15 protein-coding genes are annotated in these 22,213 nt (G+C 69.4%); 7 read left to right on the top strand and 8 right to left on the bottom strand.

Translation table 11 applies throughout. From position 1 onward, the window contains the following. Nucleotides 1-170 precede the first annotated feature (170 nt). Both ABQ271_RS01150 and ABQ271_RS01145 read left to right on the top strand, forming a co-directional pair. Nucleotides 171-1,577: a polysaccharide biosynthesis tyrosine autokinase gene (locus ABQ271_RS01150; protein WP_349309738.1), complete on the top strand. Its 1,407-nt coding sequence runs from the start codon at nt 171-173 to the stop codon at nt 1,575-1,577. Beyond that, nucleotides 1,574-2,866 carry a hypothetical protein gene (locus ABQ271_RS01145; protein WP_349309737.1) on the top strand — a complete coding sequence of 431 codons (1,293 nt, stop codon included), beginning with the start codon at nt 1,574-1,576 and terminating at the stop codon, nt 2,864-2,866. The genes ABQ271_RS01150 and ABQ271_RS01145 overlap by 4 nt, the downstream gene beginning before the upstream one ends. On the opposite strand, the gene ABQ271_RS01140 is transcribed toward ABQ271_RS01145, so the two are convergent. Continuing rightward, complete coding sequence (locus ABQ271_RS01140; RefSeq protein ID WP_349309736.1) at nt 2,793-3,812, bottom strand: acyltransferase family protein; 1,020 nt, start codon at nt 3,810-3,812, stop codon at nt 2,793-2,795. The two genes, ABQ271_RS01145 and ABQ271_RS01140, sit on opposite strands and share 74 nt — an antisense overlap. A 207-nt stretch (nt 3,813-4,019) precedes the next feature. Here ABQ271_RS01140 and ABQ271_RS01135 point away from each other — a divergent pair, with 207 nt between their 5' ends. Next, nucleotides 4,020-6,443, top strand: coding sequence for a right-handed parallel beta-helix repeat-containing protein (locus ABQ271_RS01135; protein WP_349309735.1), 2,424 nt, complete (start codon nt 4,020-4,022; stop codon nt 6,441-6,443). Nucleotides 6,444-6,492: 49 nt separating this feature from the next. After that, the gene (locus tag ABQ271_RS01130) at nt 6,493-7,527 is read left to right on the top strand and encodes a glycosyltransferase family 4 protein (RefSeq protein WP_349309734.1); all 1,035 of its coding nucleotides are present in this window, start codon (nt 6,493-6,495) and stop codon (nt 7,525-7,527) included. Here the strand turns inward: ABQ271_RS01130 and ABQ271_RS01125 are convergent. The 7 genes from ABQ271_RS01125 to ABQ271_RS01095 form a co-directional block, all read right to left on the bottom strand. Next, entirely contained in the window at nt 7,511-8,608 is a 1,098-nt protein-coding gene (locus ABQ271_RS01125) for a glycosyltransferase family 4 protein (protein WP_349309733.1), read from the bottom strand. The two genes, ABQ271_RS01130 and ABQ271_RS01125, sit on opposite strands and share 17 nt — an antisense overlap. A 22-nt stretch (nt 8,609-8,630) precedes the next feature. Further along, nucleotides 8,631-14,201, bottom strand: coding sequence for a PKD domain-containing protein (locus ABQ271_RS01120; protein WP_349309732.1), 5,571 nt, complete (start codon nt 14,199-14,201; stop codon nt 8,631-8,633). A 188-nt stretch (nt 14,202-14,389) separates the two neighbouring features. After that, nucleotides 14,390-15,184, bottom strand: a complete 795-nt coding sequence (locus ABQ271_RS01115; protein ID WP_349309731.1) for a DUF4352 domain-containing protein — start codon at nt 15,182-15,184, stop codon at nt 14,390-14,392. Between the two features lie 21 nt (nt 15,185-15,205). Next, nucleotides 15,206-16,156 carry a glycosyltransferase family 2 protein gene (locus ABQ271_RS01110; RefSeq protein ID WP_349309730.1) on the bottom strand — a complete coding sequence of 317 codons (951 nt, stop codon included), beginning with the start codon at nt 16,154-16,156 and terminating at the stop codon, nt 15,206-15,208. Next, complete coding sequence (locus ABQ271_RS01105; protein ID WP_349309729.1) at nt 16,146-16,883, bottom strand: CDP-alcohol phosphatidyltransferase family protein; 738 nt, start codon at nt 16,881-16,883, stop codon at nt 16,146-16,148. Before ABQ271_RS01105 ends, ABQ271_RS01110 begins: the two co-directional genes overlap by 11 nt. Continuing rightward, nucleotides 16,883-17,869 carry a glycosyltransferase gene (locus ABQ271_RS01100; RefSeq protein WP_349309728.1) on the bottom strand — a complete coding sequence of 329 codons (987 nt, stop codon included), beginning with the start codon at nt 17,867-17,869 and terminating at the stop codon, nt 16,883-16,885. Before ABQ271_RS01100 ends, ABQ271_RS01105 begins: the two co-directional genes overlap by 1 nt. Further along, nucleotides 17,866-18,807: a glycosyltransferase family 2 protein gene (locus ABQ271_RS01095; protein ID WP_349309727.1), complete on the bottom strand. Its 942-nt coding sequence runs from the start codon at nt 18,805-18,807 to the stop codon at nt 17,866-17,868. The genes ABQ271_RS01100 and ABQ271_RS01095 overlap by 4 nt, the downstream gene beginning before the upstream one ends. A gap of 198 nt (nt 18,808-19,005) precedes the next feature. On the opposite strand from ABQ271_RS01095, the gene ABQ271_RS01090 reads away from it, so the two are divergent. The 3 genes from ABQ271_RS01090 (at nt 19,006) to ABQ271_RS01080 (ending at nt 22,189) form a co-directional block, all read left to right on the top strand. Beyond that, nucleotides 19,006-21,225, top strand: a complete 2,220-nt coding sequence (locus ABQ271_RS01090; RefSeq protein ID WP_349309726.1) for a glycosyltransferase — start codon at nt 19,006-19,008, stop codon at nt 21,223-21,225. Nucleotides 21,226-21,320: 95 nt separating this feature from the next. Further along, nucleotides 21,321-21,782, top strand: coding sequence for an adenylyltransferase/cytidyltransferase family protein (locus ABQ271_RS01085; RefSeq protein WP_349309725.1), 462 nt, complete (start codon nt 21,321-21,323; stop codon nt 21,780-21,782). Next, the gene (locus tag ABQ271_RS01080) at nt 21,779-22,189 is read left to right on the top strand and encodes a hypothetical protein (RefSeq protein ID WP_349309724.1); all 411 of its coding nucleotides are present in this window, start codon (nt 21,779-21,781) and stop codon (nt 22,187-22,189) included. The genes ABQ271_RS01085 and ABQ271_RS01080 overlap by 4 nt, the downstream gene beginning before the upstream one ends. Nucleotides 22,190-22,213 lie beyond the last annotated feature (24 nt).

Raw genomic sequence — 22,213 nt, 5'->3', positions numbered from 1 at the left:
CCCCCGATTCGCCCACGACTGGCGTCGCACACGCGCGCGACGACATACAATGCGGGAAGGGAAGCGTCCGCGGGGGCCGTTGGGGCGGACGGGATGCTGGGGGGTACCTGTCGTATGAAGAACGTCGACCGTGTGAGGATGCCGCGCTCCGGGGGGCCGGGGCGCGACCAGTGAGCCTCAACGACTACATACTCTCGCTGCGCAAGCAGTGGTTCGTCATCGTCGTGCTGACGCTGCTCGGCGCCGCGGCCGGCTACGGATATGCCCAGACGCAACCGGACGTGTACCGGGCCCAGGCATCCGTCGTCGTCCTCCCCACCCGCGGTGACAGCACGGCCGAGCTCGTGCAGGGTTCGAGCTACGTGCAGAGCCTGGTCAGCACGTACGCGCTCGTGGCGACGTCTCCGGTCGTCCTCGAGCCGGTGATCGATCGGCTCGGACTGACGATCACGCCGCGGGCACTCGCCGGTCAGGTCGTCGTCGAGACCCCGCTGGACTCCGCCGTGCTGAACATCGCGGTGACCGGCGGCTCCTCGGCGGGGACTGCGGCGATCGCGAACGAGATCGCCGTCGAGCTCGCCGACGCCGTCGAGGGCCTGTCCCCGCAGACGAGCACGTCCGGCCCCGCCGTGCGGATCGAAACCATCAGCCCGGCTGCCGAGTCGCGCGTGCCCATCGCCCCCAACACGCGACTGCTCATCGTCGTCGGCGCGCTCGGCGGGCTGGTGATCGGCATGGTCTACGCGTGGCTGCGCCGACTGCTCGCGACGAGACTCCAGTCCCGCGAGGACATCGCCGCCGTGACCGAGGCGCCCGTTCTGGGCGAAGTCACCAGCGTCACGCACGGCGCCACCTTGCCGGACGCCGTGCGGCGGGCCGAGACCGGCCTTGCCGCCGAGTCGATCCGCGGCGTCGCCGCAGGACTTCGGTTCGCCAACGTCGACGGTGATACGAGCGTCATCCTCGTGACGTCGGCGACCTCCAACGAGGGGAAGTCCTCCGTCGCCCTGTCGACGGCACTGATCCTCGCCGAGCAGGGCCAGCGGGTGCTGCTCATCGACGCGGATCTCCGGCGCGGTTCGATCGCGAAGATGACGGGCCTCGAGGGCGGCGTCGGGGTGACGACGATCCTGGTCGGCGACATCGGGTTCGCCGACGCCATCCAGCACTGGGGCACCAGCAACCTCAGCGTGCTGCCCAGTGGCGCGATCCCCCCCAACCCCGGCCAACTGCTCACGTCCGACCATCTGCGAAAACTCGTCATCGATGCGCGTGAGCGATTCGACGTCGTGGTGATCGACAGCCCGCCCGTCCTCGCCGTCAGCGACCCGCTCTGGCTGGCCCCGGTGGCCGACGGCATCCTCGTCGTCGTCCGCTACCGCTTCACGAAGCGGCACGCGCTCCGACGCTCGCTGGACGAGCTGGAGTCCACGCGCACGAGGATCCTCGGTGTCGTCCTCAACGCCGTCAAGCGCGTCGATTCGAGCCCGTACCACGACAACGCCCACTCGTCTGCGCAGCCGTGGCGATGGCGCAAGAGTGAGCGCCGGGGTGGGAGATCGAAGCAGCAGGCATGACGCTGCCGACCGCTGCCGCGAAGGGCACCGGCATCCCCACGCAGAAGTGGACCGCGGAGCCGGTGTTCGCGATCGCACTCTGCGTCCTCGTCGGACTCAGGCTCGCCCTTCCCTACAACGCCCCGCTCGGCGGCGCCGTCGGCCTGCTCCTGCTCCCGCTGTGGCTGCCGCTGCTGCGCCGCAACCGCCTCTTCGTCGCGCTCGCCGTTCTGCTGACCGCAGCGACCGCAACGGGACTGCTGCTGACGTGGTGGCTGTCGGCCGAACGGATCGCGGCACCATCGAGCGCGATCGAGCGCAGCGCGCTCGCGCTCTGCCTGCTCGGCGCCGTCGGCGCTCTCCTGTGGGCGCGGACCGTCGTGGGATTGTCCGCGGTGTCGATCGCCTTCGGTGTCGGGATGTTCCTCGGGATCGCGGGCGACCTCGACGGCACCGTCAGCTGGCGGTTCACCTTCTCGATCCCCCTGACGATCCTCCTCATGGCGATCGCCGCGCGCCAGGGGAGATTCGTGCCGCAGCTCGTCGTCATCGTCGTCCTCGCCGGCATCGGCGCGGTCAACGACGCACGATCCAACACCGCCATGCTCCTGCTCGCCGCCGTCGTGCTGATCTGGCAGCGGATCGGCACAGCGAGGGGAAAGGCGCGGCGACGCGCCGGAAACATCGTCGGCGTCGCCCTCTTCGGTGTCGCCGTCTTCTTCATCGCGCAAGCCGCCATCCTCGAGGGCTTCTTCGGCGAGGCGACGAAGGACCGTACGCGGGCGCAGATCGACGAGTCGGGGTCGCTGTTGCTGGGCGGCAGGCCCGAGATCGCGGCATCCGATGCACTCATCCGCCTCCATCCCCTGGGGATGGGCTCCGGGATCATCGCCTCGCCGGCCGATGTCACCGCAGCGAAGTCCGCGATGTCAGCCATCGGATACGACCCGAACAACAACTACGTCGAGAGATTCATGTTCGGCGGGGGCATCGAAGTCCACTCGATGCTGGGCGACTTCTGGCTCTGGTTCGGCCTCCCCGGAGTCGCGGTGTGCATCGTCATCGCGACGATCGCCGGCCTCGGTCTGGAGCGCGCCCTCCGCGCGAGCGCGTGCACGGGGCTGGCGATCTACCTCGCGACGCGACTCGGGTGGGATCTGGCATTCAGCCCGGCCGTCTCGGCGATGAAGACCCTGCCCCTGGCGCTCGTCGTGCTGGCGGTGCCGGTGGCGGCTGTCATCGCGCAGCGCTCGTCGGGTCGGCCGAGCCTGCCACGAGGAGCCGCGGCGGCGGATCGAAGAGGAACCTGAGCGGCGACCGCACCGACAGCCGGTGAAGACCGAGCGAGAGAGCGATCGCCGCCAACGCCGCCGCAGGGGGCAACAGCGGTGCCACCGCGCGCACCAGGTCGTTCTCTACGGCCGGGGCGACGGCGGCGGCCAGCAGGATCACGATCGGCGTGTGCGCGAGGTAGACCGGCAGGGTGCGCGAACCGAGGCGCACGATCACAGCGGACCGCTGCAGGACCTGGCTGATGGCGACGCCCGCCAGGACGCCGAGGCAGGCGAGTGCCGGGTACACCCCCGGGATTCGACTCAGATCGAACACGGTGACCACGAGCGCGAAGGCTGCCCAGCACGCCACGACGAGACTGCGCAGCATCCATCCGCTGCGAGCGGCGTACGAGAACAACGCCCGTCGGCCGATCATGCCGATGAGGAAGAACACGTAGTACTTGCAGACGCCCGTCCAGCTCGGCGACGGGAGCGGCAGGATGTCCGTGAACGCGACGACCGACACGACAGCGGCGACTGACAGGGATACGGCCGCCGGTACCGCGCGCAGGGCGCGGTTGAGGAGGAAGAACAGGGCGAGCGCCCAGATGAACCAGAGCTCGAATCGGGGAACCACCGGCGAGATCGCCGTGTCGAAGAGTTCCCGGCGTGCGTTGATCTCGACCCCGTGCGCCGCCTGCCCCAGGAGGTAGGGTCCGAGCCCGAGCACCTCCCAGAGGAGGAACACCCAGACGAACAGGCGCAACTTCGCATTCCACAGCTGCGCGAGCGGGACGGCGGCCCACTTGGCCGCGAAGAGACCCGCCAGTGTGAAGAACAGTGGCATCCGCATCGTGGCGAGCAGATCGTTCAGCCACAGCCAGCCCGAGATGTCGCCGACCAGACCGGCGAGCCATCGCGCCGAATGGAAGAGGACGACGAGCGCGATCGCGAGCCCCTTGCCCGCGTCGACCCAGTCCACGCGGCCCTCGTGCACCGACGTTTCCGGTCGCCAAAAGAATCTGGAAACGATGACCCCCCATCATCGGCGTGGACGACTACTCGACCTCGCGCTCCCTGCCCCCCATGCGCAGATGAAAAGTGTCTCATGGCGCGGGCTCGACGGCATGCCCCGTGGTCTGATGAGCGTCCATCTGCGCCACACCCACCCGAAGGCGAACGCCGAAAAATGACAATCTCCCTTGCCCGCACGCGCGTGAGAGCCCGAATACTCGCCGCTGCCGTCGCATTCGCCCTGATCACCACCGGCTCGGTGTCCGCGGCCGCCGCCGCGACCCGCGTGACCGACACCTTCGCCCGCACCGTCGCGGCGGGCTGGGGATCATCGACCTCCGGACACCCGTGGACGACCTCCTCGCCGGGCGCCACGAGTGTGAGCGGGGGCACCGCGGCGATCGCCCAGACACCGGGAGCGGCCACCGTGCAATCGCTCCGCACCGTTTCTACGACCGATTCGACGATCAGCGCGACCGTCTGGGCGGTCAAGCCGACAACGGCGGGCAACGGATCGACGATCTCGCTGGCGCTGCGTTCCGACGGGAAGTTCTCCTACCAGGCGCGCGTGGGCCTCGGCCGAACCGGCGTGACCCTCTGGCTCAGCCGCTTCGACGGTTCCAGCGGCCGGGAGGTGGTGCTGCGCGCACTCAAGCCCATCAAGAGCCTTCCCGCCGGCGCGCGCGTTCGCGCAGAGTTCTCGGTCGCGGGCAGCTCGCCCGTCCAGGTTCGTGCGCGCATCTGGACGGAGGGCGCGACGACGCCGGCGTGGCAGGCGGTGTTCGACGACACCAGTTCGAAGCGCATCACGCGAGCCGGCTATCCGGCGATCGCGTCCTACCTCTCCGCGAGCTCGGCAGCGAATACCGTTCGCCTCGACGACGTCGCCGTCGCGGATGCCGCGGCTCCGACGCCGACGCCGACACCGACGCCGCCACCGACACCTCCCACGAACACCGGATCGTCCGTCGGGAGCGCCCCGGTCGGCACCACGACGTACGCCGTTCCCGCACGCGCCGTCTTCGTCGCCCCGAAGGGGACGCCGACCGGGTCGGGGACGCTCGGCGACCCCTACGGCAGTGCGGCCTACGCGGTGTCGAAGGCCGCGTCGGGCTCGACGATCGTCCTCCGCGGTGGCACCTACCGCGAGTACGTGTACGTGGGCTTCAAGAAGGCGCTCACCATCCAGGCCTACCCGGGCGAAGCGGTGTGGTTCGACGGCAGCTCGCCGGTGACCGGCTGGGCGAAGTCCGGCGACACGTGGGTCAAGACCGGGTGGACGCACCGATTCGACCACTCCGTGTCCTTCACCGCGGGCCGCGATGACACCCGCCGTTTCGTCGACGAGGCGAACCCGCTCGCCGGATACCCGGACCAGGTGTGGGTGAACGAGAAGGCCCTCCGACAGGTCGGTTCGGCGAGCGCGGTCACGACCGGCACGTTCTACGTGGATGAGGGCGGCAAGCGCCTGGTGATCGGAACGGATCCGACGGGCAGGAACGTCGAGGCAAGTACCCTCGCGCGCGCGTTCAAGATCCAGGGCGCGCACACCACGCTCCGCGGGTTCGGCATCGAACGCTACGCGACGACGCTCTCCATGATGGGGGCGGTGACCGCCGAGGTCGACGACATCACTCTCGAGAACATGGTGGTTCGCGACAATGCGACCATCGGCGTCTACGCATGGAACGACGTCAAGAACTTCCGTCGGGTGACGCTGTCCGGCAACGGTCTGATGGGGCTCGGCGTGAACAACGCCTCGGGCGTCACCCTCACCGATTCGATCGTCACCGGCAACAACGCGCAGAGGTTCAAGCCCGCACCGGCCTCCGGGGGCGTCAAGATCACGAACGCGAAGGGCGCCCGCGTCGAAGGCAACGTCGTCGCCGACAACATCGGCTCCGGCGTGTGGTTCGACGTGAACTCGCGGGACATCCGCGTGACCGGCAACACGATCTCCGGACATTCGACCACCGGCATCCAGATCGAACTCAGCGAGAAGGCGATCATCGCCGACAATCACCTGTCGCGGAATGTGCTCGGCGCGAAGATCATCAACAGCGGCGACGTCGAGATCTGGAACAACACGATCGACGCGGCCACACGCGCGCTCAGCTTCGCGCAAGACGAGCGGCGTCAGGCGGATGCGGGGCTGACGTCGATCATCCCCTGGGTGCTGGACGACATCAGGGTGCGCAACAACGTGCTGTCGTACGGCGTCGATTCGAGTTCATGCCCGATCCTCGCCCAGGACTCGGAGCGCAGGCTCGGCGGAGCGGGGCTCGGCGTGTCGATGGACAGCAACGTCTACTACCGGCGGGACTCGTCGACGCCGGACAACCTGGCGTGCTGGGCGAACGGCGCGTCCGGAACGAAGAGCGTCAAGACCCTCGCAGAGCTCACCGCGTTCACCGGCAACGATCGGAGCTCGGCGCTCTGGACGGGGGACCCGATCCTCACCTCCTCGCTGGCGTTGCGCAGAGACGTGCTCGACGCCCCCCGTGCCGCACTTGCCGCGTTGCCCTCCGACGTCGCCGCGTCGATCGGAGTCGCTGCGGGAGCGAAGCGCCCCGGCGCGTTCACCGCCGCGCTCCGGTAACACCCCGCGACTCCCCCGCGGATCGCCCCCCGACGCATACGATGTGACCGTGGCTTCGGGGGGCGGTGCGGGCGCGGTGGTGTTCTACCCCGCGGACCGTGATCTCAGCGCGTGGTGCGAGCGACATGCCGCCGGATCCGCACCCGACCGCTGGCCCTACGGACTGGATCGGCTCGATGCGCACCTCCCGCGGGTCACCGCGAAGAACTTCCCGCCCGCCTCACCCGTCACGCGCGTCGCACGGCGTCTGGCCGCCGTCGTGCCGCCGATGCGACGTGCCGGGCGCCCGGCGGGCGTCACCTGGGACGAGAACGCGGGCTCCCTCTTGTCGACCACGAACGGCCTGAGCGCCCGGTACTCCGGAGTCGTCTGGCTGACCGACAGCGTCGCGCGGCGCGGCGCGGCACCGTTTCGCACCATGCGACGGGCGATGCGGCGAATGGATGGGCTCTGGGTGCTCTCCGACGCGCAGGTGGCGCCGCTCGCCGACTTCCTCGGCCCCGGCGCCCCGCCCGTGCACTACGTGCGATTCGGCGTCGACCACGACTTCTTCCGGCCGGCCCCGTACCCGGAACGTCCGCTCGTCGTCAGCGTGGGCGGCGATCGCGACCGCGATCCGGAGACCATGCTCCGAGCGATGGCGACCGTGCGGCGCGCTCGCCCCGACGTCGACATCGTGGTGCAGAGCAAGACCACCCTGGCCCCGCCCGCCGGCGTCACCGTCATCCCCTATCTCACGCACGTGGAGCTGCGAGGCCTCTACGCACGGGCTTCGGTCGTCGTCCTCGCCACCCGACCGAATCTCCACGTCTCGGGCATGACCGTCGGCCTCGAGGCGATGGCGACGGGGCGCCCCCTCGTGATCACGAGGACGCCCGGGATGGACGACTATTTCGGCGGCACGTCTGCTGCCCACCTGGTCGATGTCGGGGACGCAGACGCCCTCGGGCGCGAGACCCTGGCACTGCTCGAAGACCCGGAGTCCGCCGCCGCCGAGGGCGGGCTCGCGCGCGCGCACGTCGAAGCCGGATTCACGACCGCGCACCTGGCAGCCCGGATCGCCGGAGTCATCGCGGGGCGGTAGTCATCCACTCCTGCGCGGCCTGCCGCCCATCCGTCGGCGGGAGGTCAGCCTGCACCTCGGCGGGCGAGCGAGGGCTGGTCACCGCGGCGACGAGCGCCGCACCCAGACGGCTCGGCACCTCCGCCTCGGGCAGCACCCCGTGGCCATGACGCGAGAGCCACTCCGCGAGTCCGGTCTCGGTGGTCGTCACGACCAGGCATCCGTTCGCCAGACCCTCGACGATAGGCAGACCGACCTGCTCCCGCCACAGCGGCCGGCGGCGCGACGGGAGGACCAGCACCTTGGCGGACCGGAGCCGGCGCGCGATCTCCTCGCGGGGAGGATCGATCAGGACGGTGACGTTCTCGTCGACGTCCGCGAGGGCGTGGGCCGTATCGGTGCCCGCCCCGCGTCCGATCACCAACAAGCGCGCGTGCGGAGCCGCCTGCCGCACCTCGGGCCACACCGCCACGACGTCGGGGAAGCCTTTGCGCTCCGACAGGTCGCCCAGGAACAGGATGACGTGGTCCCGGGAGGCATCCGCGTCGCCGACCGGTGCGGGGAGCGCTTCGATCAGCGCACTGACCGGCTGGCGCACCCGGGTGCCGAACGTTCGCGCGTACACGCCCTGAGCGTCGCGGGTGCCGTAGGCGATCCGGTCGAGCGATCGCCAGAGCAGCGGGGTCGGGAGATGTCGCAGCCGGTGCCGCCAGCGCGCAGTGAAGGGGAGGTTTCGCACCATGGTCGCCGGATCGAGATTCTCGATCGCGTACGAGACCACCCGCGGTCGAGGTCGCCGGCGCGCCGCGGCCCGCAGCCGCGCCGCCGCGATGAAGACGACGCTCGGGAGCGACGAATCACCCGAGAGCGGCTCGTTCACCTCGATCACGTCGATGTCGACCGTGAGCGCGAAGACCACGGATGCCCAGAGGCTGCGACGCTCCGCGTGCGCCGTCCTGGCCAGAGCCGGATCGAAGTCGTACCGGGTGCGGCGGTAGAGGATGACGGGCCGCGGCTCCATCGCCACGGCCCGCTCCAGGTGAGCGCTTCTCACCACCTCATAGAGCTGGACGACACGCGTCTCGGCAGCGACCACACTCATTCGGCCCGGACATCCCCGACCATCACGGGGCGGCCGTGATCTCGAGATCGTCGAACGCCAGCGTCGCGGGCACGTTCGCCGCCGCACTGGGAAGGTAGCCGTAGACACCCGCTGATCCCGCACCCTGCAGCGCGGCGGTCGCATCCGTCCGCTCGATCTGCCAGGCGGTCGGCTCGGTGTCCGAAGCGCTCCAGATCTTCGCCGAGATCGCCGTGGTGGTCGTCGTCCTGGTGTCGACCTCGAATCGGTACTTCTGCCCCGCTGCGATCGTCAGGCCCGTGCCGGTGACGGCCGCGCCGACCGACGTACTGTCGCCGCGGAGGACATTGAGCTTCACGCTTCCGTCCGCGGCGATCCGCGCGCGGACCAACCACTGCGTCGTTCCGACTCTGCGGGCGATGATCCCGACGTACATCCCCTCGTTGATCTTGTCGACCGTGAACGTCCCGCTGAGGGTCGTCGAGGTGCTGTCGATGATCGGGGTGTCTGCGAACAGCGACGTTCCCGCCCCCACCGACATCGTCCCCACCCCGCCGGTGACGGCGAAGCGGCTCGCCGCACCCCGAGTCGTCCATGCGGCACCCGTGTCGGGCGTCCCCCAGCCCGCGGTCGACGTTCGCGCGAACGCGTCGGCGAAGAGCGCGCCGCCGGTCGGCGGCGTCGCCACCGTGACCTCCTGCGTCTTCGTCGCCGTCGCTCCATCGTCGTCGACCACGGTGAGGGTGATCGTGTACGTACCGCCGGCCTGGTAGGTGTACGACGCGGTCGCGCCGGTCGCCGTTCCGGTCGCCGGATCGCCGAACTGCCAGGCGTACGACGCGATGGTCCCGTCGGAGTCGGTCGAGGCTCCCCCGTCGACGGCGACGGTGAGCCCGGTCGGCGTCCGCGTGAACTCCGCTGTCGGCGGTGCGTTGCCGGCGGGAGCCGCCACCGTCACATCGTGCGTGACAGTGGCAGTCGCGCCGTCGTCGTCGGTCACCGTGAGCCGCACGGTGTACGTCCCGGCGCTCGTGTACGTGTGCGAAGCGGTGGCGCCGGTGGCTGTACTGCCCGCAGGGTCACCGAACTGCCAGGCGTACGACACGATGTTCCCGTCCGTGTCCGTCGACCCGGTGCCGTTCACCTCGGTCGTCAAGCCGGTCTTCGTCTGCGTGAACGCCGCGGTCGGTGCCGCATTGCCCGTGGGCGGAGCAACCGCATCCGGATTCATCGCGACGATGCGATCGAACGACACCGTCACGGGATCGTTCGTCGCGGCGGCGGGAAGGAAGCCGAAGACTCCGATTCGACCGGATGCCTGCAGGGCAGCCGTCGCATCGGTTGCCTCCCGCTGCCATGTCGGCTCGGTGGCGCTCGCGGCCCACACCTTCGCCTTCAGTGACGTCGGAGAGGTGCCGGCCACCTCGAACATGGCGTGGTACTTCTGATCAGCCTGGATCGTGAAGGGCAGCGTGAACGACGAGCCGATCGCGACGGAGTTGTTGCGCAAGACGAACAGGCGCGCTGTTCCGTCGGCACTGATCCTCACCCGGAGCACGTAGTAATCGGCGCCGACCTGACGTCCGATGACCGCAACATAGGTTCCCTCAGCGAGCTTGTCGACCGAGAAGGTCGCGTCCACGCGCACCCGGTCGGCGTTCACGGAGGTGGCGTCCGCATAGACGGTCGCGCCCTTCGGCAGGATGAGGTTTCCGCTGCCACCCGAGACCGAGTAGCGGCTCGCCGTCGTACGCAGCGACCAGGCTCCGCCGATGTCGGCGGTTCCCCACCCCGACGCCGTGGTCCGCGCGAACTCGTCGAGGAGCAACGGCGTCGATGCCGACGGTGCCTGGACGGTGACGCTGGCGGTTTCGGTATCGGTGGCCCCATCGTCATCGGTCACGGTGAGCGTGATCGTGTACTCGCCGGCCTCCGTGTAGGCGTGCGTCGCCGTGGCGCCGGTGGCCGTGCCGCCATCGCCGAAGTTCCACGCGTAGGAGGCGATCGTTCCGTCCGTGTCGGACGAGGCCGCACCCGTGACGGAGACGGACATGCCGGTCACCGTCGGGGTGAACGCCGCCGTCGGCGCGGCGTTCGTCGGGGCGGCGACGACGACGTCCAACGATCTCGTCGCGGTCGCACCGTCATCGTCGGTGACCGTCAACGTGACCGTGTACGACCCCGCCTCGGCGTATCTGTGGCTCGGTGACGGCGTGGAGGCCGTCTGCCCATCGCCGAAGTTCCACGCAAACGCCGCAATCGAGCCGTCCGAGTCGGTCGAGCCCGACGACGTGAACGCCGCATCGAGGCCGACCGCGCTCCACCCCGCCTGTGCGGTCGGCGACACGTTGGCCACGACGGAGACCGGCACCTGCGCGGTATTCGATGCGCCGTCGTCGTCCGTGACCGTCAGCTTCACGGTGTAGTCGCCGCTCGAGGCGTAGCGATGCGTCGGATTGACCGCCGTCGACGTTGCCCCATCGCCGAACTCCCACGCGTAGGACACGATCGTCCCGTCGGGATCCGACGACGCCGAGCCTTGGAAGGAGGCGTCGAGGTGATCGAGCGAAGAGGTCACCTGTGCGGTCGGCGCGATGTTCGGTGCCTGGCCCGTGGAGCCGGCGCCGTAGTGCTGCGATGCCTCGGTGGCGGTGAGCGCTCGGCTGTAGATCGCCGTCTCGTCGTAGCTTCCGGTGAGGAAGGGAGATGACGAGCCCCATGTGGTATCACCGCCGACCCGCCAGTAGCCGCTGTAGGCCTGAGCGGAGGTCTGCGGATGAGTGCCCACCCGGACTCCGTCGACGTACATCGCCATGCCGCCGGGTCCTTGGGTGGCGACCACGTGGTGCCACTGCCCGTTGTTATAGGGGTTCGGCGACGTGATCGTGTTCTCCTGACCGGTCCACGTACCGAACACGAGCTGGCCGTTGTCCCGCATGAAGACATGCCGGTCGTAGCTCCCCGACGTCCCGGACTGGGCGCTTCCGAACCCGATGACCTTCCCGCCCTGCGACGACGTGGTCTTGAACCAGGTCTCCAGGGTGAAGGCACTCGGTGTTCCGAACTGCGCCACGGAGTAGACGTTCGACGCCCCGGAGAGCGAGATCGCGGGATCCGTCGTCCCCGAGATGGCTCCCGGCACGTTGCGCGTCACCGTGCCGGCGATCGCTCCCGCATAGCCGGAAGTGCCGCTGTCGGCCACGGTGGTGCCGGACGTCTCGCCGTAGCGCCAGTAGAGATCCGGCTGCGCGTTGTAGACGAGCGCGCCGTACGCGTCTGTCGGCGCGGCGGGCACGTCGAGCGTCCGGCCCGACTCGCGATAGTGCGTCTGCACCTCCGCCAATGTGAGCGCTTCGCCGTACACGGCGACCTCGTCGATGGTTCCGGTCAGGAAGTTCGAGGAGGGCTGATTCGGCCATCCGCCGATGCTGTCGCCGCCGATTCGCCAGTATCCGCTGTAGCCCTGACCCGCCGTGGCGTCGGCGCGTTGCGCGACGCGCTTGCCGTCGAGGTACAGCTTCATCCCGTCCGCGCTCAACGTCGCCACGATGTGGTGCCACTGGCCGTCGTTGTACCCCGCGCTGGAGTTGACGGTGCGCACGCCCCCAGGGTGGACGCCGAACCAGATCCGACCGTCGTTGTCCATGTACACGTGGCGGTCGTAGTTGCCGGAGTTCCCGGACGAGGTGTTGCCGAAGCCGATGATCTTTCCGCCGGAGGTCGACGTCGTCTTCACCCAGCTCTCGACCGTGAACGTGTTCGGACCTTCGATGGCGGTCGACGTTGCCCCGTAGGCACCGTTCGAGAAGGTCTTGGCGGTGTCGGCATCCGACACGATCGCACCTGCGGACGAGTCCACCGTGCCGCTGATAGGGAGGTCGGACGTCCCCGCCCAGTCCCCGGCTGTCGTCGCGTCGGTGTCGGAGAGACGCCAGAAGTTTGCCGCATCGTCTGCGAGCACTTCGTTGGCATAGTCGCTGAGGACGGCATCCGACACCGTCACGGTGACCCAACTGGACTTCGCAACGTTACCGTTCGAATCCGACGCGACCACGCGGTACCTGTGCGAACTGCCCGCGGGGAGCCCGGTATCGGTGACGGTCTCGGTCAGCGGCTTCCAGAAGACGGTCGAGATGGTCTTCTCGGCGATGGGTGTCGACGATTCCGAGTCGCGATACACGCGGTACGTCAGCGTCGTGTCATCGCGGTCCCAGTTGGTCGGGAACTTCACGCGCACCTGCCCCGCCGCGAAGGACTTCGCCGAGAACTTCCACGCGTCACCCGACATACGGGGACCCTGCAGGTTCGGCGCGATCGAGCGGACGGCATAGCGCACGAGGCCCTGCTGCCTGGCGCCGTTCACGCTGGGGAACTCTCCGCCGTAGATGACGTAGTTCGAGTTTCCCGTCACCGTCCACACCGCCTGGCTGGTACCGGTGAAGGTTCCGGGCGTCGTCTGCGGGAACCAGTTCAGCAACTCGGGGCGAGGGGTTCCCGGGTGGTCCGGGTACCCGTAGATGTCGGCCGTGTTCGTCCCGCGGGCATCGACCGTCCACGCGGTGGAGTGATAGAAGCTCCACGGGTCGGTCTGCGGAAATCCGCCGCTGTTGCCGCAGTAGTGCTTGTGGCTCGCGGAATATGCGATCTCGCCGACGATGGCGATGTCGTACGTGTCGCCGTGGCAATCCTCGATCCAGGCGATCGCACCATCTGTCCAGGTCACGGCGAAGGTGCCCTCGACGTTTCCGGTCCCGCCGTAGTGCCAGCCGGATCCGTAGAACTTCGTCCCGTCGGTGGCCAGGCTCATGAACCCGGCAGCTTCGCCGGCGTTGCGCACCTGGGTGTTCGCGGGCAGCGGCAACCCCACACCGGTTGCGGCATCGGCGAGGTAGAGCCCGAATCCGGGAGTGTCACTGCCGCCGACGGAGGTGAAGTTGCCCGACAGCGCCACACGGTCGCCGGGGGCGTTGACCACGATGCTCTGCACCTGCCCGTTGTCGACGGGGACGGCGAAGGGCTGCACGGCGGTGCCGGCCGCGTTCAGCTTCACGATGCGCTGCCGAGGCTGGCTGGCGACGGAGGTGAAATAGCCCCCGATGAAGACACCGCCGGAGGTCGCGTAGATCGACTTGCCGATGTTGTTCAGCCCCACGGTTCCCGCGACGAGGCTGCCGCTCGGGATGTCGAGGACGGCGAAGCGCTGACGGCTCTGGCCGTTGACCTGAGTGAACGAGCCGGTGACATACAACTTCGTCCCGTCCGGCGAGGCCGCGAGCTCGTTGATCCGGTTGTTGAACGTCGGCGCGAACGAGGTGATCAGGGCGCCCGTGGTCAGGTTGTAGGCGAGGATGTTGCCGCGCGCCGTGAGGCTGGTCCCCGGTGCGGCGCCGGCTGGCCGTGCATTCGAGAACTGACCCGCCGCATAGACCGTGTTGCCCACGATGACCTGAGACCAGACGACGCCCCCGTCGATCTGGACGGTCGGCAGCGAGTCGGCGGACACCGTCTCGGGAAGCGCGGGCGCCGCGGCGGTTGCCGGCGGATCCGCCGCCATCGCGGCCTCCGGCACGACTCCGAGCGCAAGTCCTGCCGCGACGACAGTCGCGATCAGCATCGACAGGGCCGTACGGCCCACAGAAATCGTCCCCACGATTTACACATCCCCTAATACGCGCCTTCACGCACACGCAGAGCGCGTCGTGCTGGCGGGTCCCCAGAAATCCCCCCAAAGGATTTCTCGCACACCTTACGCCCTCGCGGGCGTCGAGCGCGATCTCTTTCTGAGAATGGCCGTCTCTTCGTTCACTCGATGTCGCCTGAGAAGGCGACCAGCGGGTCGGAAACCGACAGGTCGACCTCGACGCGCACGTCGGCGCGCTCGTTCTCCGGGAGCTCGAAGACGAAGGCGCCTTCGGCGATCTCGCCCGGCGCCACGTCGGCGGGGAACGCCTTTCCCGCCGGCTTGGTGATCGGGCTCGCCTGAAGGTTCGATTCGCCCGCGTACAGCGTCACCACGGCGGTGGTCAGGTCGATTGTCTCGTCCGAATCGTTCTCCACTCGGACCGTCACACGGACGGCGGGGCCGCTGACCTCACCAGGGAGGACCGCCTGCCCCTCGACGCTCTCGACGGAGCTCACCGAGACAGTCGGTCCGCCTTCCACCGAAACCGGCGCGCCCAAGGCGACCGGCGGCAGCGTCTCGCGCGCGTCCGGACTCGCTTCCTCCGGCTCGTCCGGGCCCGGCGTAGGCGTCTCGTCCGAGGCGCGCGGCGCGGGCGTCTCGTCCGAGGCGCGCGGCGTGGCCGGATCACTCGGCGCCGGGCCTGGATCCGGATCGGCCGCCGACGGCGATGCGCTGGCGCCCGGGGCGCCTTCCGCTGCCGCCGAGTTCCCTAGGCCGCTGAGGCCCCAGGCGAGCGCGACACCGACGACCACGACTCCCGCCACCACGAGCGCCGTGATGGTCTTGCCGGAGACACGTCGATGCCGCTCATTCAGCAGCTTCTCGAACTCGTCCTGGTCCTGCGCGAACGCTTCGTCGTCCTTCATGCTGACTTCGTCCTCCCCCAAGATCGTGCCGTCCTCCCCAAAGGACATGTCGCACGATACGGACAGAGCCTAACGGGTCGTCGCGGCGCGCACACGGCTGTTTTCCCCCGGCCGTGCGTCGGCGATCCGCCGCGCGTCGCGCGCGCCGCGCAGATACGCACGCCAGGGCGCCACGGACCTCAGCAGCTGCGCCCGGCCTCCTCGAAGGATGACCTCCCGAGCGGATGCCGCCACCCCGGTACGCCAGCGGCGGACGCCCTCGTCGTCGAGGAAGCGGGTGGCGAACAGCATCCGGTTCCGAATGTTGAAGTAGTAGTACGTCTCCGATTTGCTGCGGTCGCTCTGCCCGCGGGACCGATGGGTAGCACCCTCGTCGTGCACGGCGACCGCATCGGTCACCACCCGCAGGGTCCCCCCGAGGAGGACGACTCGTCGTGAGAAATCGACGTCTTCCCAGTACAGGAAGTACTCCTCGTCGAAGCCTCCCGTCTTCCGCCACAAGGTCGCGGTGAACCACAGGCACGCGCCGGTCAACCACTCCCACGATTCCTCGTCACGCTGACGGGAACGCGCGGCATGACCGCGTGTGCGACCGTCGGAGAGGGACACGTCCGCACCGGCGAACCAGATCGTTCCCGAGGGCGTCACGATCCGGGGAGCGCAGAGCGCAAGGGACTCACCCGCGGTAGCTGCGCGGAGCCTGTCCACCGAATCCGCACCTATGCGCGCGTCGGGGTTGAGTAGAAGCAGGCCCGTGGCGCCCCGCTCGAGTGCCGCCGCCACGCCGAGGTTGACCCCACCGCCGAACCCGGTATTGACGGAGGGCTCGACGAGCGTCCAGTTCTCACGCCCCGCGAGTTCGCGCACCCGCTCACGCTCGGCCTCGGTGGTGGGGTTGTCGACGACGACCACGATGTCAGGCTTGGCCTCGGCTGCGGTCGCGGCAAGATTCGCTTCGAGCAGCGCGCTCGAACCGTAGTTGACCACGACGATGGCCCACGCGCCGCCGTCAGTCGACACGGCGCATCTCGCGGAACCATTTGACGGATGCCGCGCCCAAGAAAAGCGTGCTCACCGCGAACAGTGCTCCGTAGGCCGTCAGGAACACGGGCAGCGCTCCCCACAGGAGGAAGACGAGGCACAGTACTCCGAAGTCGGTCGGGAGCAGCAGCATCGATCGGCCGAACGTCCCGCCCGCGCGCGCATGGGACGAGGCCACACCGCGCGCACCCTTGAGGAGGTCGTTCAGGATCATCCCGAAGAAGGTCACGGTCGCGACGATGGAGAAGCCGATCGGCACGAGGAGGAACACCTCGTCGAGGTCCCCGAAGCGGTAGAGCCCGATGAGGACCGCGAGGTGCAGCGCCGCGATCTTGAACGCGTCGACGAAGTGGTCCAGCCACTCTCCCGCGAGGGAACCGCCGCCGCGCAGTCGGGCGACCTGACCGTCGGCGGAGTCCCACGCGTAGCCCAAGACGAGCAGCACGGCGACGAGGACGCCGGACCACCAGGTGGGCGGCACCGTCGCGATGAGGGCAATGCCGGCGAACGTGTGCACGGCGCTCACCCCGGTGACCTGGTTGGGTGTGAGTCCGAACCGGTACGCGACGGCGGCGAGCACCCGTCCGATGCGGCGATTGACGTAGACCGAGTAGGCGGGCGCCCCTCGGGCGTGCCCCTTCTGTGCTCCGCGCAGGCGGGCGAGGGTCTCGGTCAGGGTGGGCGGTGTCGGATCCGTGGTCGTCATCAGGGTGCTCCTCGCAAGCGGTCTCCGTAGTGGATGCGGAGGTGTCCGGCGACGCCTTCGAGAGCGCCGACCCCCCGCATGATGTCTCGACGGCCGACGGCGTTCAGCCGCTTCGAGCGCACGATCGCCCCGGTGGCGGCGCGCGCCGCACCCGCGCCGATGCGAGCGGCGCCGCCGAGCGCCGATCGCGCGCGGATGGCGACGCGGCCCGCTCTCGTCGGCGCCATGACGAGTCCCACTCGAACGCCGGCTGCTGCCATCCCGCGGATGCGCGCGAGGGCGTGCGCCCTGCTCCGCCGCGCCTCGGGCAGGTGGTCGTGCACGAGCGCTTCGGCACACCACACCATGCGCGCACCGGCCCGATGCAGCTGGCTCGTGAACAGCGAGTCCTCGCCGCCCGTGCGACCGAACCGCTCGTCGAAGCGGATGCCGCTCGCCCGCACGAATGCGAGGTCGAGCAGGAGGTTGTTCGTCGCCGCTCGCTCGATGACCGCCCCCGTCGGAAGGTGGGCTCGGTGTCCGCGGGCGAAGAATCCCCCGGCCTCGATCCACGGGTCGAGGCCGCCGTCGACGACCGTCGCCACGGGGCCTGCCACGACATGCGCGCCGGCATCGCGGGCCGTCTTCAGCAAGCGCGTCAGCCAATCGGGCGAGGCCGGCGACTCGTCGTCGTCGATGAAGACCAGCACGTCGTACCCGCCGCTCTCGTCGAGCGCACGGTTGCGCGCGGCAGCGACCCCGGGCGAGACCTCGTGCACCCCGCTGACCCACTCGACCGGCTCGGCGAGGACGGCGAGCCCCGACCCGTTCACGTCATTGTCGACGATGAGCACATCGACGCGAGAGGCAGCGCCCTGCGCCCTCGCGTGGGCCGAGACGGGGACGAGCGAGCGGAGGAGGCGGCGCAGATCGTCCGGGCGACGGTACGTCGGCACGGCGATCACCACCGCCGGGGGCGCGAACGCACGGGGAACCAGGGCGCTCATCGTCCGCGCGCCACACGGAGCTTCATCAGCACCCAGCGGGGGTGCAGCACGCTTGCGGCGACGATGTTGCCGATGAACGGGATCGGTCGCCGGTTGAGCCACGCGAGTCCCGCCTGTCGATACCGCAGCGCGCCGGTGTCCTTCCGGTACCACCGCCAGCGGGTGCGGCGGTCGGGCTGATTCGACTGCTGCCATTCGGCGAAGGAGTCGAACGCCTCGCCGTCGAGCTGGGCGCGGTTGCGGTACACGATGTAGCGGGTCATCATGCGCTGGGCCGAGATGTGCGAGAACGACATCGAGGTGTCGTGGATGCGGTACAGCACGTGCGGTTCGGCGAGAGTGCGCACCTGCCATCCGGCGGCGTAGACCAACCGGTTGACGATCTCGAGGTCCTGCGCGGCGTCGAAGTCCGCGTCGTACAGGCCGGCGGCGACGATGGCGTCGCGGCGGTACATGATCGCCGGATGCGGGATGAGGATCTCACGCCCGGCCTCACGCATCCGGTGGAACTCGGCATCCGTCCGCGGCCCCACCGAGACGCGCCCGGCGACCCGCCCCGTCGGCCCGAGGTATCGGCCCTCGCCCGAGACGGCCCCGAGCGCTGCGTCGGCGCGGAGGGCTGCCAGTTGGGCCGCGAAGCGTCCCGGCAGGACGAGATCGTCATGCTCGGCCACGGCGACGAACTCCGGGCAGTGTCCGAACGTGACGCCGCGGTTCAGCGCCCGCGAGACTCCGGTCGGCGCATCGTTGCGGAGGACGACGACGCGATCGTCGCGCGCTGCGAGCGTATCGACCAGTCCGCCGCTGCCGTCGCTCGACCCATCGTCGACGACGACGACCTCGCCGCTCTCGGGCAGATCCCTCAGGACGCTCTCGAGCGCCGCGACGACATAGCCCGCGGCATTGTGCACCGGCATGACGACGCGTACGGCCGTCATCGACGGCCGCGTCGTTCTCGTTTCCCCCACGAACGAAGCCATTCGCGCCACCCCCAAGTAGCTCGACATTGCGGACGCAAAGAGCGCCCTCCCCACGGACAGTATGACGTGCAAACGGCGTGGTGTCGCTAGTATCGCTCTGACCTCGCCTCTTGGGGCAGATGACGGGCGAGGTCTGTCCACGGTGATGGGGGTCGTGTGGAACACACAGAGGGGCGCGCGCGCGGCGGCCGGCTTCGCGTGCTGATCAGCGCGTACGCGTGCGGTCCGGTGCCAGAGCCGGAAGCCAGCGCGGGCTGGCAGGTCGCGACTGCGGCAGCGCGTTCTCACGACGTCTGGGTCATCACACGGCCCCGGTTCCGGGACGCCATCGATGCGGTGTTGCAGACGGATGCGTCGCTCCGTGAACACCTCCACGTCGCCTACCTCGACCTGCCGCCCCGCATCCTGCGCCACAAGCGCCGCAGTGTCGACCTGTACTGGTACTACGCCCTCTGGCAGCGCGCTCTCGGTCGACGGGCGCGCTCGTTGCACGCGGCGACCGGCTTCGACATCGCGCACCACGTGACATTCGCGAACGATTGGATGCCGTGCGGCCTCACGGCGCTGCGGGATGTGCCCCTCGTCTGGGGTCCCGTGGGGGGATCCAGTACGGTGCCGCTCTCGCGACTTCGCCGGTGGCTCGGCGTCCGGGGAACGGTCACCGAGCTCGTCAGGGGTCTCACCACCGGTGTCTTCCGCCGCATCTGGGGAGAACCGGTGGCGAAGCGTGCCGCGCTCATCATCGCGCAGAACCCGGATGTCGCCCGCGTGTTCGACGGCCCGGGCCGCTCGATCGTGGTGGAGCCCAACGCGTGCCTCGACGACCTGCCTGCCCGCCTGCCGTCCCTCGTCCGCTCGCGGCACGCCGTGTTCGCCGGCCGGCTGCTCGCGTGGAAGGGCGCCGCGGTCGCCATCGACGCACTCGCCCGTCCCGAGGCGGCGGAGTGGACGCTCACGATCTTCGGAGACGGGTACGAGCGCGGCAGGCTCGAGCGGATGACGCGCCGTCTCGGTCTGAGTGATCGCATCACCTTCGCTGGTCATCGTCCTCGTCCCGAGGTCCTCGAAGCGATCGCCCGCGCCGAGGTGTTCCTCTTCCCGTCCATGCACGACCAAGCCGGCTGGGTCGCGGCGGAGGCGAGCGCGATGGGGTGCCCGGTCGTGTGCCTGCCGCTCGGAGGGCCACCGCTCCTCGCCGGCGACAACGCCCATGTCGCGCGCCTCGACGGCGACATCCCCACCGCCGTCGCTCAGCAGCTCATCGCAGCAGCCGCCGCCGGCGGTGAACCCCACGATCGGTGGTCGGTGCGACGCCTTCCGGACCTCGTCGACGGGTGGTACCGCGAGGCCCTCGGCGCGAGTGCACGGCGCAGAACGTCCCCGATCCGCGTGCTGGAGACGTTCGGGCCGCCCAAAGCCACGACGAATCCCTACATCAGTCAGTTGCACTCCAGCCTGAGCACGACGCCCGACCTCACCCTGCTCACGTTCGACTGGCGGACCGCGTTGCTCGGACGGTACGACGTCGTGCACGCGCACTGGCCGGAGCTGATGGTGGACGGCCACAGGGCACTCGGCCGACTGGCGCGACGAGCACTCGCCGCCCTCACCGTCGCGCGCTGGCGGATCACCCGGACGCCCGTCATCCGCACTCTCCACAACGTGGAACGCCCGGACGGCATCTCGCGGTTCGACCACGCCGTGCTGACGGGGATCGATGCGGCGACGACGCTCGACATCGCGCTCAACGGCCTCACGCCGCAGCGCGCCGGTGTGCCGCTGGTCACCATCCCGCACGGCCACTACCGCGACTGGTTCGCGACGCACCCCTCGACACCTCCGACGGCGGGGCGCGTGGGATACGTCGGACTGATCCGCCGGTACAAGGGCGTCGAGGATCTCGTGAGCGCCTTCGCGGGATGGGACCAGCCCGCCGCGACGCTGCACATCGCAGGCAAGCCGTCTTCTGCCACGCTCCTCGACGGCCTGCGAACTGCCGCGGCGTCCGACGACCGCATCTCGATCGACCCGCGATACCTCGACGACGCCGACTTCGCCCAGGCGATCAGCTCGTCGGAGCTGGTCGTGCTGCCGTACCGGCACATGCACAACAGCGGGACGGCCCTCGCGGTGCTCTCGCTGAACCGGCCGGTCCTCGTCCCCGACAACCCGGTCAACCGCGCGCTCGCAGAAGAGTGCGGTCCCGGATGGGTCCACGTGTTCGGGGGCGTGATCACCTCGGCCGACATCGAGCGAGCGTGGGAGGACTCCCGGACGCGCGGCGCGACGCCCGATCTCACCCGGCGCGAGTGGGCTGCCGCCGGCGTGCAGCATCGCGATGCGTTCGAACGAGCGCTTCGCCGCACCGCGCCCTGACGGCGGTGCCTGGCGTGGTGTAGTGTCCTGACATCGGGCTTTGGGGGCCTGGTTTCGAGTTGGGGCTCGAATTGTCAGCAGCTGGGGAGCTCGCTATGACTGTGCGTATCGGCTATGCCGCGGGAGCGTTCGATCTGTTCCACGTGGGGCACCTGAACATCCTTCGACATGCGAGGAAGAACTGCGACATGCTCGTCGCGGGAGTGGTCAGCGACGAGATGCTGCACGAGGTGAAGGGCGTCGACCCGTTCATCCCGACAGCTGAGCGCGCAGACATCGTGCGCGGCATCCGCTTCGTCGACCACGTTCACATCGAGCGGGTGCCCGACAAGCTGGCCGTGTGGCGCGAAGTCGGCTTCACGCACTTCTTCAAGGGCGACGACTGGCGCGGCACCGAGAAGGGCATCCGCCTCGAGCGTGAGTTCGCGAAGGTGGGAGTCGAGGTCGTCTACTTCCCGTACACGGCGCACACGTCCAGCACGCAACTCCGCCGTGCACTCGAGGTCGCCTCGGCCGAGACGCTCCACGAACGCGAGTTCCGTTCCGAGACGGCGTGACACCCGCGCCGGAGGATGCCGCGCAACCGCGGCGTCCCGACGGCGTCATCGAGCTGTTCGTCGGACAGATGCTCGCCCTGTTCCCGCTGCGGATACGGGGAGAGTTCCCTCCCGACGTCCCGCCGCCCTCACTGCGTCGCATCTTCCCGCGATCGCCCGCCCCGGGGTCGCGGACCGGGTCCGGATCGCGCCGGCCGCACGGCCGGGCGAGGACCTACTCGGTCTTCGTGGACGGTCCGGGGCACGGCATCCTCACCGTCGGGACGTACGAGGTGGAGGTCGTCATCCTCCCGCTCGACGTCTCGACGCCCCCGCAGGCGACCGTGTTCCGCATCGCGGCGATCCGTGGGCGGACGGTGTCGCTCGTCGGAGTCGTCATCGACCCCCAGGTGGACGCCCCCGGCTGAGCGCGATCCGCCCCACAGACCCGT

This window comes from Microbacterium sp. MM2322 (assembly GCF_964186585.1).
Classification (GTDB): Bacteria; Actinomycetota; Actinomycetes; order Actinomycetales; family Microbacteriaceae; genus Microbacterium.
This window is presented reverse-complemented; position numbering and strand designations above follow the sequence as displayed.

Bases quoted from the DNA above. Each gene is read 5' to 3' on its own strand.
- ABQ271_RS01120 (WP_349309732.1), bottom strand. From the start codon at position 14,201: ATGCTGATCGCGACTGTCGTCGCGGCAGGACTTGCGCTCGGAGTCGTG.
- ABQ271_RS01100 (WP_349309728.1), bottom strand. From the start codon at position 17,869: ATGAGCGCCCTGGTTCCCCGTGCGTTCGCGCCCCCGGCGGTGGTGATC.
- ABQ271_RS01085 (WP_349309725.1), top strand. From the start codon at position 21,321: ATGACTGTGCGTATCGGCTATGCCGCGGGAGCGTTCGATCTGTTCCAC.
- ABQ271_RS01135 (WP_349309735.1), top strand. From the start codon at position 4,020: ATGACAATCTCCCTTGCCCGCACGCGCGTGAGAGCCCGAATACTCGCC.
- ABQ271_RS01115 (WP_349309731.1), bottom strand. From the start codon at position 15,184: ATGTCCTTTGGGGAGGACGGCACGATCTTGGGGGAGGACGAAGTCAGC.
- ABQ271_RS01125 (WP_349309733.1), bottom strand. From the start codon at position 8,608: ATGAGTGTGGTCGCTGCCGAGACGCGTGTCGTCCAGCTCTATGAGGTG.
- ABQ271_RS01095 (WP_349309727.1), bottom strand. From the start codon at position 18,807: ATGACGGCCGTACGCGTCGTCATGCCGGTGCACAATGCCGCGGGCTAT.
- ABQ271_RS01105 (WP_349309729.1), bottom strand. From the start codon at position 16,883: ATGACGACCACGGATCCGACACCGCCCACCCTGACCGAGACCCTCGCC.
- ABQ271_RS01145 (WP_349309737.1), top strand. From the start codon at position 1,574: ATGACGCTGCCGACCGCTGCCGCGAAGGGCACCGGCATCCCCACGCAG.